Here is a 14,170-nt window from a genome sequence, read left to right on the forward strand (position 1 = left end):
GCCTATGTTCCAGGTTGGATTCCACGTCAGGTTAGATGCCGGAGTCATTGCCGCCACCGCGATCGATAGCGGGTCACGGCTGCCGTGATCACCGCAATCAGCTCCGCATCCCCCGCCTGCCCAATCATCGGCGCCACAGGCATCGATGGGTGGGGTTGCGCGTCCATCGGGGACAAACGATGCGACAACCAGGACATGACCCGGAGTAACAGAACAAGCAACAGCAGGAAACTGAAGACAGTCCCCATGCCGATCGCCATCAAACTGAGGCTTTCTTTGATTAGGTTGGTATCGAGCATCGCTGCGCTCCGCTAGGGACACGACCGGGCAGTCGGCAACCGGGCTCGATGGCGGCTCCCGGGCGCCGAGCATGCCGCGTTCAGTCGTCGAAAGGATCACGGATCGTTAGGGTCTGGGTCCGATCGGGCCCGGTCGACACGATATCGACCGGCACGCCACCTAACTCGGACAAGGTGTCCAAATAGGTCCGCGCCTCCTTCGGCAAGGCATCGATCGACTCGGCGCCGACCGTCGAGGTCCGCCAGCCAGGCAGCTCGATGTAGCGCGGCGTACAGCGCTCGAGTTCCTCGGCGGTGATAGGCGGCGCATCCAGCTCACGACCATCAAGCTCGTAGGCGACGCAGATCCGCAACCGCTCCATCCCGTCGAGCACATCGAGCTTGGTGATGCAGAGCCCGGAGACGCTGTTGACGATGAAGGCCCGCCGCAGCGCCACCATGTCAAGCCAACCGCAGCGGCGTTTGCGCCCAGTGGTGGCCCCAAACTCGTGCCCGCGCGCGCCGAGTTGCTCACCGTCGGCATCGTGCAGCTCGGTCGGGAAGGGGCCACCGCCGACGCGGGTGGTGTACGCCTTGACGATCCCGAGCACATAGTCCAAGTCGAGCGGACCGACCCCGCTGCCACTGGCCGCGCCACCGGCGGTGGTGGTCGATGAGGTCACATAGGGATAGGTGCCATGATCGATGTCCAGGAGCGACCCTTGGGCGCCCTCGAACAAGACGTTAGCCCCCCCAGCGCGCAGGCGCGCAAGCTCACCGCTCACATCGGTCATCAACGGCAGGATCTGTTCGCGCTGGGTCATGACCTCGTCCAGACTGTGCTGGAAATCGATCGGCTCCGCCGCGAATTGCTGCTGCAGCACGAAATTGTGCTGCTCCAGCACCTCGCGCAGCCGTTCCTCGAACAGCGCGGGATCGGCCAGTTCGCCGAGGCGGATGCCGCGGCGCGCGATCTTGTCTTCATAGGCCGGGCCGATCCCGCGCCCGGTGGTGCCGATGGCCTTCTTACCGCGCGCCTTCTCGCGCGCGGCATCAAGCGCGATGTGATGCGGCAAGATCAGCGCGCAGGCGGGGCTGATCCCGATGCGCTCGCGCGCCGGAATCGCGCGTTGCTCGAGCATCGAGAGTTCGGTGAGCAACGCCTCGGGCGAGAGCACCACACCATTGCCGATCAGGCAACGCACTCCTGGGTGCAAGATGCCCGAGGGAATCAGATGCAGGATGGTCTGCTCGCCATCAATGACCAACGTGTGGCCAGCATTATGGCCGCCCTGGAAGCGCACCACCGCATCGGCGCGCTCCGTCAATAGATCAACGACCTTGCCCTTGCCTTCGTCACCCCATTGGGTGCCGATCACGACGACGTTCTTACCCATGGATTCCTCTTCTTCTCCTCGCGGGACTGCCTCAAGTGGCCTCGTCTGGCACCAGCTGCCAGACGCCATCGACCTGAGCCAGTCGCTCGCAACAATTGTAGTCACGTGGGGTCCCGCGCTGTCCGGGTAGCTCATGGAGCACCTGGCGCCCTTGCGCGCGCAAGCGCTCAACCGCGCGCTGGAGTGCGGGATCGGGGTCCCAAGGCACGAGCACGGCGCCCGAGGCGGCCTCATCATCCGCAGCTCGGGCCGAGAGTGCAATCAACCCCTTGAGATCGGAGCTGAAGCCAACTGCGGGCCGGGCCCGGCCGAAGACCTGTCCGATATCGTCATAACGCCCACCGCGCGCGATCTCGAGTCCCCAGCCCGGCGCGAAGGCGGCGAAGACCACGCCGGTCTTGTAGGTGTAACCGCGCAGCTCGGCCAGATCGAAGTGGACCGGAAGCCCCGGCAGCCAATGCGAGAGTTCATCGGCCACCGACTTCAGCCGATCGAGTGCCTTGAGCACTTGCGGATCAGCCGCGCGCAAGGCCGAGCTTGCGCGCGTCAGCGCATCCTCGCCATTGAGTTCGACGAGCGACAGCAGCATGCCGCCGACCGGTCCAGCGACCCCGGCCTCGGCAATGATCGCCTCAATCTCGGCGCTGGCCTTGCGCTGCAGCGCATCGAACAGGCGCAGCTCGTCGGCGCGTGTCAACCCCGCCTGCTGGATCAGTCCGCGATAGATGCCGACGTGGCCGAGATCCAGGTGCGGCGATTCGATCCCAGCGGTCTCCAGGGTGCGGACCAAGAGGCGCAGCACCTCGACATCGCTCGCGGGCCCGTCGTGGCCGTAGATCTCGGCACCGATCTGCAGCGGGCTGCGGGTGCCAGCGAAGCCATCGGTGCGCGTGTGCAAGACCGTGCCCAGATAGCAGAGCCGCGTCGGGATCTCACGGCGCAGATGATGCGCGTCGATGCGCGCGACCTGTGGGGTCATATCGGCGCGCACCCCGAGCATGCGCCCGCTCAGCTGATCGGTCAGCTTGAAGGTCTGCAAGTCCAGATCCCGACCGGTGCCGGTCAGCAAGCTGTCCAGATAATCGATGAATGGCGGGATGACCAGCTCATAGCCCCAGCTCTGATAGAGGTCGAGCAGGCAGCGCCTGAGACGCTCCAGTTCGGCCGCCCGAGCGGGCAGCACTTCTTCGATGCCAGTCGGCAACAGCCAACGCTCGTCGTTCATGAGATGAGGCTCAGTTGACCAAGTAGAGGAGCGCGACGCCGCTGATCATGCTCAGGAGTCCCGACAGACGCAGCTGGCGGGCATCCTGTGCAGCAACCTGCAACAACAGCCGGCGGAAACCATTCGGAGCGAGAAAGGGCAGTAGCCCCTCGATGACGAGCATCAGGGACAGTGCCAGCAGCAAGGCATGCCACATGGATCAACCGGTGCGGTAGCGAACGTCGTGGAATAAAGAATCGCGCGATGATTGCAGAACCATTTCGAGCTGTCCATGCGGCGGGTCAGATCGAGGGAGATCGCAATCCCGATGGGCGGGACAAAAACAAGGCCCGGCAGCTCGGCTACCGGGCCTGTCGACCTCCATCCGGGAGCGGATTAAGGCATGGTCGAGCCCGTTCCCGGGAAGTTGACCGCATCGCTCAAGGCTGCCGCAGCCCCGGGATCTTGGGAATTGAAGAAGCGGAAGAACTCCGAGTCCGGCGACAGCACCAGCGTGCTGTCCTTCTGGGCAAAGGTCCGACGGTACGCGTCCAGACTCCGATAGAAGGCGTAGAAGTTCGGATTGCGCTGGTAGGACGTCGCGTAGATCTCCGCCGCCCGACCATCCCCCATACCACGGGTCTCCTCGGCCTCGCGATAGGCATCGGCGATGATGACCGTGCGTTGGCGATCGGCGTCGGCTTGAATGCGCTCTGCGGCCTCGGCACCCTTGGCGCGGAGATCACGGGCGACACGCTCGCGCTCGGCGCGCATCCGGTTATAAACCGACTCGCTCACCTCGGGAGGCAGGTCGATCTTCTTCACGCGCACGTCGAGCACCTCGACGCCTAGCTCAGCGGCCTGGGTATCACTGACCTTGGTCAGCGCCTTCATCAGCGCGATCCGGTCCTCGGTGACCACCTCTTGGATGGTGCGCTTACCGAACTCATTGCGCAGTTCGGTATTGACGCGCTCCGAGAGCAGCCGCTCGGCGCGTGCACTGTCGCCACCGGTGGAGCGGAAGAATTGGGCCGCGTTGTTGATCCGCCACTTGGTATAGGAATCGACGATCACATCCTTCTTCTCGATCGTCAGGAACCGTTGTGGCCGCGAGTCGAGGGTCTGGATACGCGCATCGAAGCGCATGATGTTGTTCAGCACCGGCACCTTCAGATGCAGGCCAGGATCATAGTCGCTCTTGACGATCTCACCGAGTCGCAGCTTGATCGCCGTCTCCCACTGCTGCACGGTGAAGAATGACGCATAGACGATCAGCGCCAGCAACGCGACGGCGATCGGGATCAGAATCTTCTTGATGTCATCCATCAGCGCGAACTCCGGTCGCGGGACACGTCACGGATCTGAGACGGCGTCGAGCGCGAGCTATCTTGATTCGAATCGGTCCCACCGAGCATCGAGGTGCGCGGTGGCGAGATCGTTGCCGGCTGTTTGCGCATGATCTGATCCAACGGCAGATACATCAGGCTGTTGCCCTGCGGCACATCGATCAGCACCATGTTGCTGCCGGTCAGCACGGATTCGATCGTCTCCAGATAGAGACGCTCGCGCGTGACCTCCGGCGCTTTCTCGAATTCGGCGCGAATCGCATTGAAGCGCGAGGTTTCACCTTCGGCCGAGGCGATGACCCGATCCCGATAGGCCTTGGCCTCGGCAACGGCCCGCGCCGCCTCACCACGCGCCTGCGGCAGAATCTCGTTGGCGTAGGCCTCGGCCTTGTTCTCGAGGCGCTCCTTGTCCTCGCGCGCCTTGATGGCATCGTCAAAGGCATCCTTGACCTGCTCCGGTGGCTTCGCCGGCTGCATGTTGACCGAGGTGACGATCAGTCCGGTCTTGTACTCGTCCATCAGATTCTGCACGCCCTGCCGAATCAGGTCAGCCACCGCGCCACGTCCCTCGGTGAGGATGAAGTCGAGCTTGGCGCCGCCGACGGTCTTGCGCACCACAGTTTCGGTCGCGTCACGCAAGGTCTTCATCGGCGCCTGATCCTGGAAGAGATAGTTCGAGGCGTCTTGGATGCGAGACTGCACCGTGAGTTCGACGTCGACGATATTCTCATCGCGGGTCAACATCGCAGCCTTGTGGCTGAACGAGGAGATCTCATCCACATTGACGATTTCGACGCGCTCAATCGGCCAGGGGATGCGCCAATGCGGCCCCGGAGCGGTGGTTTTGACATAGGCGCCGAAGCGCAAGACGACACCGCGCTCGGCCGGATCGACGATGTAGATACCGGTCAGGAGCCAGGCGACGAGGAGGCCGGCGCCAAGCACGCCGAGCATGGTCAGACTGAAGTCGCGGCCACCGGACCCGCCACCGCCGCCACTTGGACCCTTACCCCCGAACAGGCCGCCGACCCGCTCCTGAAGCTTGCGCACGATCTCGTCGAGATCAGGCGGCCCGCCCTGATTGCCAGGGCCGCCCTGGTTGTTACCCCAGGGATCCCGGTTGCCACCTCCCGGTTCATTCCAGGCCATACGTGCTCCGATTACGCTCTGTTGTGTCGTGACAGTTGCCAGCCGACGGTTGACGCCGCTGTTGATGAAATGCCGCCCGCTCCTCGCTTATCAAGGACAGGCACTCGACCAAAACCAAGCATTGTACGTGGCCGCCGCCCTGTCCGACAACGCCGGCCGGTCAAGCGATCAGCCAGCGATCAGCCGCTGGATGAACCCGCGCGCCTTAGCCACCGCTGACCTGATCGAGGACCGCATTCGCGTCCGCTCGTTCCCCGGCCGATGTCGATGCGCCTTCTTCAGGCTCGAGTCGGCACCGCCGCCAGCGCGCATCGCCTTGCAGCGAACGCTCGAACTGGTGGCGCGACAGCTCGACATCCATGCGCCAACCGCCCTGTTCGGTCCCGGCATCTTGCAGAACGCGCGCGTGCTCGAACAACCAGGCGCGCAGGGCGCCGTCACTCGGCCCAAGCAGCAGCGCTTCGCGCACCAGTTCGCCACGCAAGCGCTCGCTCAGGGCCTGCGCCAGCAGATCCACGCCCGCACCGGTCTGCGCCGACATCCAGACACGCCAGACCTGCCCCTTGGCATCGCGATCCAAGCGCGGCGGACGATCCGCAACCAGATCGATCTTGTTGTAGACCAACAATTGCGGACAGTCTTGCACGCCGATCTCGCTCAACACCGCGTCGACATCGCGGATGCGGCGCTCGCGCTCCGGCGAGGCGGCATCGATGACGTGTAACAGGAGCGCCGCTTCACGCGTCTCCTGCAGCGTCGAGCGAAAGGCCGCGACCAGCTCATGCGGCAGGCCGTTGATGAATCCGACCGTATCGGCCAGGACCGCCGCCGGACCCTCCGGGAGCGACAGCCGGCGCAGCGTCGGATCCAGGGTCGCGAAGAGTTGATCGGCCTGGAACACGCCGGCTGCGGTCAAGCGATTGAACAGGGTCGACTTACCGGCGTTGGTATAGCCCACCAATGACAGCGTCGGCACCTCGGCGCGATCGCGGGCGCGGCGGCCCTGTTCGCGCTGGGTCTCGACATGGCTGAGCCTGTCGTTGAGCAGTGCGATGCGCCGCCCCAAGAGTCGGCGGTCGGTCTCGAGCTGGGTCTCACCGGGTCCGCGCAGCCCGATGCCACCCTTCTGCCGCTCCAGATGGGTCCAGCCGCGCACCAGCCTGGTCGAGAGATGTTTGAGCTGCGCCAACTCGACCTGCAGCTTACCGTCGGCCGAGCGCGCGCGCTGGGCGAAGATGTCCAGGATCAACCCGCTGCGGTCGACCACGCGACAGGCGAGCAGGCGCTCCAGATTACGCTCCTGAGCCGGGCTCAGCGCATGATCGAAGATCACCAGCTCGGCCGCCGTGGCCTCGACCAGCGCGCGCAGCTCCTCGGCCTTGCCCGAGCCGATGAACAGCCGTGGATCCGGCGTCTCGCGGGAGCCGCCCAAGGTGCCGACGATCTCGGCCCCGGCCGCCTGGGCCAAGAGTCGAAACTCCTCGACCGCATCGGCCGCGACGCTCTGACCCATCGCGATCTGAACCAGCACCGAGCGTTCACCAGCCTTTGGGCGCTCAAACATGAGGCCACCCAGAGGCAGGGGGCGTCAGATCTGGCCGGTGGCTTGCGAGTCGGTGGCGTGCAAATTGCGGCCGTTGCTGTGCGAAAAGCGCGATCAGCCTTCGTCCTCCTCGATCGCATCCTCTTGCGGCTGCGGAAGCTTGACGTTGCGGGTCGGCACCACGGTCGAGATCGCGTGCTTGTAAATCATTTGGCTGACGTTGTTCTTTAGCAGCACGACGAATTGGTCGAACGATTCGATCTGTCCTTGCAACTTGATGCCGTTCACCAAAAAGATCGAGACCGGAACGCGTTCTTTGCGCAAGGCGTTCAAAAACGGATCTTGCAGACTCTGCCCCTTGGACATGGGCGCTTCTCCTTGTTGTTGTCACGGACCGGTGTCACCACGGCGGCGCATGAGACGAATCCGGTAAAGTCACGGAAGATAGCACAGAGCCGAAAGCGCGTGTCTCGGTGGTTTTACTGACCACCACCGCCATCAACGACCACTATTGCCGGTCGAGAAAGGCCTCGACAAGCGCCAGCGCCTCCTGCTCGACTCGCGCGCCCTCCCAGAGCCAACGGCCCTCGGACTCGGCCCGCAGCCAGGTATATTGCCGCTTGGCCAACTGTCGGGTCGCGATCAATGCCCTCTCCTGCATCTGCTCCCAACTCAGCGCGCCACTCAGATAGGCCCAGAGCTGACGATAGCCCACAGAGCGCAGCGCGGGAAGCTCGGCGTTGAGGTCGCCACGCGCATACAGGCGGCGCACCTCCTCCTCGAAGCCAGCCGCCCACATCGCCTGCAGGCGCGCGGCGATGCGCTGATGCAGGGTCGCGCGCTCGGCGGGCGAGCGCACCAGGATCAACACCCGATACGGCAACGCGGCACCGCCCTCTCGACGCCAAAGCTCGCTCATCGGACGTCCGCTGACCAGGAACACCTCAAGCGCCCGCTGCACCCGCTGCGGGTCATTGGGATGCACCTTGGCCGCGCTCGCCGGGTCCACCTCGGCGAGCCAGGCGTGCATCGCCGCAGCCCCTTCGCGCGCGTGACGCTCGGCGAGGACCGCTCGGATCTCGGGGTGGGCGGCGGGCAACGCCGAGAGACCGCCGACGAGCGCGCGCCAGTAGAGCATGGTCCCGCCGACCAACAGCGGCACGCGCCCGGCGGCCGTGATCTCGGACATGGCCATCAGCGCATCCTCGCGAAAGCGCGCCGCCGAATAGGCCTCGCTCGGGTCGCAAATATCCACCAGACGATGTGGAACGCGCGCCAGCACGCTCGGACTCGGCTTCGCGGTGCCGATATCCATGCCGCGATAGACCATCGCCGAGTCGACACTGATCAACTCGCAGGGCAAGCGCTCAGCCAACACCAGCGCCAACTCGGTCTTGCCGGACGCGGTCGGGCCAGTGACGAAGATCGCCGGCGGCCGCATCAGCGCCCGCGCCAGAACAATCGGTCCAGATCCTGATGCGAGAGCTTGATCCAGGTCGGGCGGCCATGATTGCACTGATCGGCACGTTCGGTGCGCTCCATCGCCCGCAGCAACGCATTCATCTCCGGCAAGGTCAGCTGCCGATTGGCCCGCACCGAGCCGTGACACGCCATGGTCGAGAGCACCTGGTCGATCGCGGCGCGCAGACGATCACTCGAGCCCTCGGTGAGCAGATCGGCCAGCAGATCGCGTAGCAGTTGCTCGCCATCGGCGCCGCCGAGGATCGCCGGAATCGCGCGCAGCAGCAGGCGTTGCGGCCCGGTGCGATCGACACTGACGCCAAGCCTTGCCAGCAGCGCCTGCTGCTCTTCGACAAGATCGGCCTCGCGCGCCGAGACCGCGAGCGCAATCGGCACCAACAGCGGCTGTTGTTGCACATCACCCTGGCTCCAGCTCGCCTTCAGCCGCTCATAGCCGATACGCTCATGGGCCGCGTGCATATCCACCAGGATCAGCCCATCGTCCACCTGTGCCAGGATGAAGACCCCGTTCAACTGCCCGATCGCATAACCGAGCGGCGGCAGATCGGAGTCTTGGCCGAGGCCATCGGCTTCATTGGCGGCCGGGTTGGATAATGAATCCGAGAAGGGGTTCGGCAGCGGGCTCGACAGCGGAGGATTGGCCTGCTGGGTATTCAGCAACCCTGCGGCATCGGCATCGTCATCAGCATTGGTATCGGGCATCTGCAGGGCCAAGGCCGCCGCATAGGCGCTGCGACCATCGCTCACCCGCAAGGGGAGCCGAGGCTGGCTCGGGGCGCGTGACTGAGGCTGACTCGGGGCCGGCGCGCTGCTTGCGGGTTCGGCGGGGCGCCGCCCTTCAGGCCATTCCGGCAACCCGCTATCGGCTTGCTGATGGCTCGGCGTCGCGCCCTCGGCAAGCCGCCGATGCAGGCTGCGAAACAGGAAATCGTGCACCTGCCGTCCCTCGCGGAACCGCACCTCCTGCTTGGCTGGATGGACGTTCACGTCGACCTGCCGTGGATCGAGCCGCAGATCGAGGACATAGGCCGGATGGCGCGCATGATGCAGCACATCTTGAAACGCCTGCCGAACCGCGTGCGCAACCAGCTTGTCGCGCACCATGCGGCCGTTGACAAAGAAGAATTGCAGGTCGGCCTGGCTGCGCGAGAACGCCGGCCGCGCCACCCAGCCGCTCAGCGCCAGACCCACAGCTTGCTCGTCAATCCTCAGCGCCTGCTGCACAAAGGCATCGCCGAGCAGGGTCTCTAGGCGCTCGCTGCGGGCACCAGCCAGCAGCGGCGCTGTCTCGAGAGGCCGCAGCGCAGACGTCTCGGCAGCCGGCAACGGCGCTGTGGTAGCTGGCAGCGGCGACGCCTCGGCATCGGCGCGCAGATCGAACAGCTCGCGACCGTTGTGCCGCACGCGAAAGGCGACATCGGCGCGAGCCAGCGCCATGCGCCGAATCAACTGCTCGATGTGGCCGAGTTCGGTGCGCTCGGTGCGCAGGAACTTACGCCGCGCCGGGATCCGATAGAACAGATCCCGGACCTCGACCGAGGTGCCAACCGGATGCGCGGCCGGCTCGGGAGCCTCAAGGGTATCGGTGCCATCGGCTCGCAGCCGCCAGCCATGCTCGGCCCTCCGAGCGCGCGAGATCAGCTCGAGCCGCGCCACCGACGCGATGCTCGGCAGGGCCTCGCCGCGAAACCCGAGGCTGGCGACGGCCTCGAGATCCTCCAGGCTGCTGATCTTACTGGTGGCATGCGGGGAGACCGCCAGGATCAGATCCTCGCGCCCGATCCCGTCGCCATCATCGCGTACCTGGATGCGCTTGATCCCGGCCTGCTCGAGTTCGACCTGGATCTCGCGGGCGCCGGCGTCGAGGCTGTTCTCGAGCAATTCCTTGACCACCGAGGCCGGGCGCTCGATGACCTCGCCAGCGGCGATCTGATTGATGAGCAGTGGTGGTAACAGACGAATACGTGACATCTGTCGATGGAAGCAGAAACCCGGCGGCACGGCAAGCCGTCTTGCGCGCCGGCTCGCCGCTGCCCCCTCGATGCTCACGGGATCTCGCCCGCCAGCGCCCTGGAGTTTGGCGCTGAACTCAGCTGCCCGGGATGATCAGCACCTGGCCGGAACGGATCTGGTCGCCCTGGAGCTGGTTGAGATCGCGCAAGACGCTCAGATTGACATTGTGATTGCGTGCGATTTCCGAGAGGGTATCGCCGGACTGGATGCGATAGCGCCGGGCGCTTGCCGTCGCCGCCTTCGACAGCGCGCTCGGGGTGGACTCGGCAAAATGCGTTCCCGGCGGGGAATACTCGTCGAAAAACTCGACAATGCCCTCGAGGATGGCCGCAGCCAGCCTGTTCTGGTAGCGCGTATCGCGCAGGCGCTTCTCTTCATCTGGATTCGAGATGAAGGCCGTCTCGACCAGCATCGATGGAATATCCGGCGACTTGAGCACCGCAAAGCCGGCTTGCTGAATGCGCTGCTGATGCACCTCGCCGAGCCGCTGCAGCTTGGCCAAGACCTTGGCGGCCGCGATGCTGCTGAGTTCGATGGTGGCGTTCTGACTCATCTCGATCAGCACCGAGGCGAGCAGATCATCGCGTTGCTTGAGATCGACGCCGCCGATGAGATCGGCGCGGTTCTCACGCTCGGCTAGCCAGCGCGCGGCCTCGCTGGTGGCGCCGCCGGCCGAGAGGGTGAAGACCGAGGAACCGCGCACGCGCCGATCATGGAAGGCGTCGGCATGGATCGAGACGAAGAGGTCCGAGCGGTGCTTGCGCGCGATCGCGATGCGCTGCCGCAAGCTGATGAAGCGATCGTCGTTGCGCACCAGCACCGCACGCATGCCGGGATGGGCGTCGATGCGGGTGGCGAGCTTGCGCGCGATGGCCAGGGTGATGTCTTTCTCGCGCGTCCCGTTCGGCCCGACGGCGCCGGGGTCCTTGCCGCCGTGGCCGGCATCGACGGCGATGACCAGATCGCGCCTCGCCGGACGCGGGTCCGGTAACGATGGCTGCTCGCCCGCCGCTTGTGCGCGCGGCGATAAGTCGATCACCAAGCGGTGGCCGTAGGTCTTGTTCGGTGCCAGTTGAAAGCTTTTCGCGCGCACCGGCTGCTTGAGATCCAACACGATGCGCAGATCATCGCCCGCGCGCACCCCACTGCGCAGACCGGCAACCACGCGATCATCGCCAGCGGGCGCGGGGAGGTCGGCCTCGAGACGGGCATCGATGAGATCGACGACGAGCCGATCCGGATTCTCCAGCGCGAAGACCTTGTGCTCGATCGGCCCCGCCAGGTCGACGACGAAGCGCGTGTACTCAGGCCCGTTCCACATGCGCGCGCCATCGACACCGACCTGTTCGCCAAAGGCCAAACCGCTCAGGCCCATGAGACTGATCAAAAGACTGTATCGAACCAGCATCCAAAGCATGCGTGAGGCACCCATCCGTCGTCGCGGCCACCCTGTGTACGGTGGCATTTTTACCTCTTAGAGCATAGTCGTCGCGCGCGACTTTTCCAAGTCTGAACGGCTGCTTGGAAGGGTTTCTTGACGACGTCTCGAGTTCACTGTAGCGCTGATGCCACTGGACGTGAGCGCCGCTCAATCGGCGCGCGCCAAGGCCGCCAGCAGGGGCGCCCATTGCGGGCACGCGGCGAGCCTGATCCGACGACGTTCGCCAGCATGTCCTGCTGCGTAATCCGCAGCATGCTCCCCGCCAGGCCCCCCGGCATACTCAATGAACAACTCGAGATCCGCCGGTGGCAGCGCGCCAGCGCCCCGCTCGGGCCATTCGACCAGGATCAAGCCGGGACGCTCGAGCAGGTCGCGTAGCCCGAGATAGTCAAGCTCCTCGGGATCGGCCAGGCGATAGAGGTCTAGATGTACCACCGGGGGCTCAACCGCCTCATAGGGCTCGATCAGGGTATAGGTCGGGCTGCGCACGGGCGCCTGATAACCGAGCCCGCGCAGCAGACCGCGCACTAAGGTGGTCTTCCCGGCGCCCAGCTCGCCGTGCAGATAGATCACGCCGCAGTACGACCGAAGCAGCGTGGCGAGGCGCGCGCCGAACTCGAGCTGCGCGGCCTCGCCGGCCACCTCGAGTGTGATCGGAGCCTGTGCGTGACGCATCATCATCTCTCGGGCTGTCTGTCGGCCCGTCTCTCGGTCAACCCGAGCAAGGGCCGCAAGGCGGCGATCAGATCGCTCGCGATCAGGCCGCGCTCACCCTGCTTGGCCGCACGATCGCCAGCCGCCGCGTGCAAGCAGACGCCCACCTCGGCCGCTAGGACCGGCTCCAGCCCCTGCCCGAGGAGCGCGGCAATGATGCCGGTGAGCGCATCGCCCATGCCAGCGCTGGCCATGCCTGGGTTGCCGTCGATACAGAGGGCGCTCGGGCGCGGCCCGGGGCCTTGGATCAGGCTGCCGGCGCCTTTCAGCACCACGACTCCGCCATAGCGCGCCTGCAGTTGCCGCACCGCGCCCGGGCGATCGGCCTCGACCTCGGCGATCGAGCGACCGAGCAGCCGTGCGGCCTCACCGGGGTGCGGCGTCAGCACCCAGTCCTCGCGACGCCGTGGCGACTGGGCGAGCAGGTTGAGTCCGTCGGCATCCAGTACCAGCGGGATGTCGGCCGCGAGCACGCGCTGATAGAGGGCCTGGCCCCAAGTACCCTGCCCCAGCCCCGGCCCGAGCGCGACCACGGTCGCGCGCGACAGGGCGTGATCCATCGCGGTCTCAGGCGCGGTCTCAGCCGCGTTCGGCTCGGCAATTCCATGCACCATCAGCTCCGGCCGGCTCAGGTTCAGCACCGCCGCATGCGCTGGATGCGTCGCGATGGCGACGCGACCGACACCCGTGCGCAAGGCCGCTTCCCCCGTCAGCCGGGGCGCGCCGCTCATGCCGGCATCACCACCGACCACCAACAGAAACCCCAGGTCCCCCTTGTGCGCGCTGCGACGCTGCGGTGGCAGCAACCGCTGTTGCTGATGCCAGTCGATGCGACGCGCGGCCGGGATCTCGCTCGCGTAGATCAGCGCCGGCACCCGCAGCGCATCAAAACAAATCTCGCCGCAATAATCGGGACCACGGCCGGTGAAAAGACCACACTTGAGGCCGATGAAACTGATGGTGACTGCGGCCTCGACCGCAACGCCCAACACGCGACCACTATCGGCATGCAAGCCGGAAGGAATATCGAGCGCCAGGACCGGCGTCCGCGCCGCATTGCACTGCGCCACCGCATCCGCCCAGCGCCCGCTCACTGGCCGCTCGAGACCGGTGCCCAGTAGGGCATCGACGATCAGCTCAGCATCGGGCGGCAGTCGCGTAAAGGGCTCGACGCTACCGCCCGCATCCCGGTAGGCGCGCGCGGCGGCCAAGGCCGGGCCGCTGAGATGATCATGCTCACCCAGCGTCAGCAGGCGCACCCCGAGCCGGTGTTGATGCGCGAGCCGGGCGAGTACATAGCCATCACCGCCGTTATTGCCAGCACCGGCGAGGACCACGATCGAGCCCGCTTGCGGCCAGCGCGCGCGTAATGCCGAGAACGCCGCAGCCCCGGCCCGCTCCATCAGTTGCTCGGCGGCAATCCCTTCTTGCTCGATCGCGGCCTGATCCAAGGCCCTGACCTGCGCGGCGCGATAGAGCGCCCGGGGGAGCTGTTGCCTGTCGGGTAACGGACGCGTCATGTCATTCCTCCAGCGCCAGGGTCGGCGCCTACTTGGGATCAGTCGAGGGCGCAGGGCCAACCCACGCCGATGACAGACCGCGC

Annotated in this window: 13 protein-coding genes; all 13 read right to left on the reverse strand. The window is 65.7% G+C overall.

Annotated features, from left to right (window positions below; all coding sequences use genetic code 11):
• Window positions 1-44: 44 nt before the first annotated feature.
• Window positions 45-299 carry an OadG family protein gene (locus AC54T3_RS10720; RefSeq protein ID WP_496624594.1) on the reverse strand — a complete coding sequence of 85 codons (255 nt, stop codon included), beginning with the start codon at window positions 297-299 and terminating at the stop codon, window positions 45-47.
• 80 nt (window positions 300-379) lie between these two features.
• Complete coding sequence (locus AC54T3_RS10725) at window positions 380-1,675, reverse strand: adenylosuccinate synthase (RefSeq protein WP_496624596.1); 1,296 nt, start codon at window positions 1,673-1,675, stop codon at window positions 380-382.
• 31 nt (window positions 1,676-1,706) lie between these two features.
• Window positions 1,707-2,900, reverse strand: a complete 1,194-nt coding sequence (locus tag AC54T3_RS10730; protein WP_496624597.1) for an ATP phosphoribosyltransferase regulatory subunit — start codon at window positions 2,898-2,900, stop codon at window positions 1,707-1,709.
• Between the two features lie 10 nt (window positions 2,901-2,910).
• Window positions 2,911-3,096 carry a DUF2065 domain-containing protein gene (locus AC54T3_RS10735; RefSeq protein WP_496624599.1) on the reverse strand — a complete coding sequence of 62 codons (186 nt, stop codon included), beginning with the start codon at window positions 3,094-3,096 and terminating at the stop codon, window positions 2,911-2,913.
• Window positions 3,097-3,275: 179 nt separating this feature from the next.
• Window positions 3,276-4,205 (reverse strand): protease modulator HflC, encoded by a 930-nt coding sequence (gene hflC, locus AC54T3_RS10740; protein ID WP_496624601.1) that lies wholly within the window; start codon window positions 4,203-4,205, stop codon window positions 3,276-3,278.
• The gene (gene hflK / locus AC54T3_RS10745; RefSeq protein ID WP_496624602.1) at window positions 4,205-5,374 is read right to left on the reverse strand and encodes an FtsH protease activity modulator HflK; all 1,170 of its coding nucleotides are present in this window, start codon (window positions 5,372-5,374) and stop codon (window positions 4,205-4,207) included. The genes hflC and hflK overlap by 1 nt, the downstream gene beginning before the upstream one ends.
• A gap of 205 nt (window positions 5,375-5,579) precedes the next feature.
• Window positions 5,580-6,938, reverse strand: coding sequence for a ribosome rescue GTPase HflX (hflX, locus tag AC54T3_RS10750; RefSeq protein WP_496624603.1), 1,359 nt, complete (start codon window positions 6,936-6,938; stop codon window positions 5,580-5,582).
• A 93-nt stretch (window positions 6,939-7,031) separates the two neighbouring features.
• On the reverse strand, window positions 7,032-7,283 hold the full coding sequence (gene hfq / locus AC54T3_RS10755) for an RNA chaperone Hfq (protein WP_496624604.1): 252 nt from the start codon (window positions 7,281-7,283) through the stop codon (window positions 7,032-7,034).
• A 142-nt stretch (window positions 7,284-7,425) separates the two neighbouring features.
• Window positions 7,426-8,358 carry a tRNA (adenosine(37)-N6)-dimethylallyltransferase MiaA gene (miaA, locus tag AC54T3_RS10760; protein ID WP_496624606.1) on the reverse strand — a complete coding sequence of 311 codons (933 nt, stop codon included), beginning with the start codon at window positions 8,356-8,358 and terminating at the stop codon, window positions 7,426-7,428.
• Window positions 8,358-10,370: a DNA mismatch repair endonuclease MutL gene (gene mutL / locus AC54T3_RS10765; RefSeq protein WP_496624608.1), complete on the reverse strand. Its 2,013-nt coding sequence runs from the start codon at window positions 10,368-10,370 to the stop codon at window positions 8,358-8,360. The genes miaA and mutL overlap by 1 nt, the downstream gene beginning before the upstream one ends.
• Before the next feature lie 118 nt (window positions 10,371-10,488).
• Window positions 10,489-11,799 (reverse strand): N-acetylmuramoyl-L-alanine amidase, encoded by a 1,311-nt coding sequence (locus tag AC54T3_RS10770; protein WP_496624609.1) that lies wholly within the window; start codon window positions 11,797-11,799, stop codon window positions 10,489-10,491.
• A gap of 201 nt (window positions 11,800-12,000) precedes the next feature.
• Entirely contained in the window at window positions 12,001-12,528 is a 528-nt protein-coding gene (gene tsaE / locus AC54T3_RS10775) for a tRNA (adenosine(37)-N6)-threonylcarbamoyltransferase complex ATPase subunit type 1 TsaE (protein WP_496624648.1), read from the reverse strand.
• A gap of 2 nt (window positions 12,529-12,530) precedes the next feature.
• A complete protein-coding gene (locus AC54T3_RS10780) occupies window positions 12,531-14,087 on the reverse strand; it encodes an NAD(P)H-hydrate dehydratase (RefSeq protein ID WP_496624611.1) in 1,557 nt (518 codons plus the stop codon).
• Between the last annotated feature and the right edge of the window lie 83 nt (window positions 14,088-14,170).

The organism is Halochromatium sp. NSM3 (assembly GCF_059621085.1).

What these genes read in the sequence shown, in the direction of transcription:
- AC54T3_RS10720 (WP_496624594.1), bottom strand. Translation starts at nt 299, where the DNA reads ATGCTCGATACCAACCTAATCAAAGAAAGCCTCAGTTTGATGGCGATC.
- AC54T3_RS10725 (WP_496624596.1), bottom strand. Translation starts at nt 1,675, where the DNA reads ATGGGTAAGAACGTCGTCGTGATCGGCACCCAATGGGGTGACGAAGGC.
- AC54T3_RS10730 (WP_496624597.1), bottom strand. Translation starts at nt 2,900, where the DNA reads ATGAACGACGAGCGTTGGCTGTTGCCGACTGGCATCGAAGAAGTGCTG.
- AC54T3_RS10735 (WP_496624599.1), bottom strand. Translation starts at nt 3,096, where the DNA reads ATGTGGCATGCCTTGCTGCTGGCACTGTCCCTGATGCTCGTCATCGAG.
- hflC (WP_496624601.1), bottom strand. Translation starts at nt 4,205, where the DNA reads ATGGATGACATCAAGAAGATTCTGATCCCGATCGCCGTCGCGTTGCTG.
- hflK (WP_496624602.1), bottom strand. Translation starts at nt 5,374, where the DNA reads ATGGCCTGGAATGAACCGGGAGGTGGCAACCGGGATCCCTGGGGTAAC.
- hflX (WP_496624603.1), bottom strand. Translation starts at nt 6,938, where the DNA reads ATGTTTGAGCGCCCAAAGGCTGGTGAACGCTCGGTGCTGGTTCAGATC.
- hfq (WP_496624604.1), bottom strand. Translation starts at nt 7,283, where the DNA reads ATGTCCAAGGGGCAGAGTCTGCAAGATCCGTTTTTGAACGCCTTGCGC.
- miaA (WP_496624606.1), bottom strand. Translation starts at nt 8,358, where the DNA reads ATGCGGCCGCCGGCGATCTTCGTCACTGGCCCGACCGCGTCCGGCAAG.
- mutL (WP_496624608.1), bottom strand. Translation starts at nt 10,370, where the DNA reads ATGTCACGTATTCGTCTGTTACCACCACTGCTCATCAATCAGATCGCC.
- tsaE (WP_496624648.1), bottom strand. Translation starts at nt 12,528, where the DNA reads ATGCGTCACGCACAGGCTCCGATCACACTCGAGGTGGCCGGCGAGGCC.
- AC54T3_RS10780 (WP_496624611.1), bottom strand. Translation starts at nt 14,087, where the DNA reads ATGACGCGTCCGTTACCCGACAGGCAACAGCTCCCCCGGGCGCTCTAT.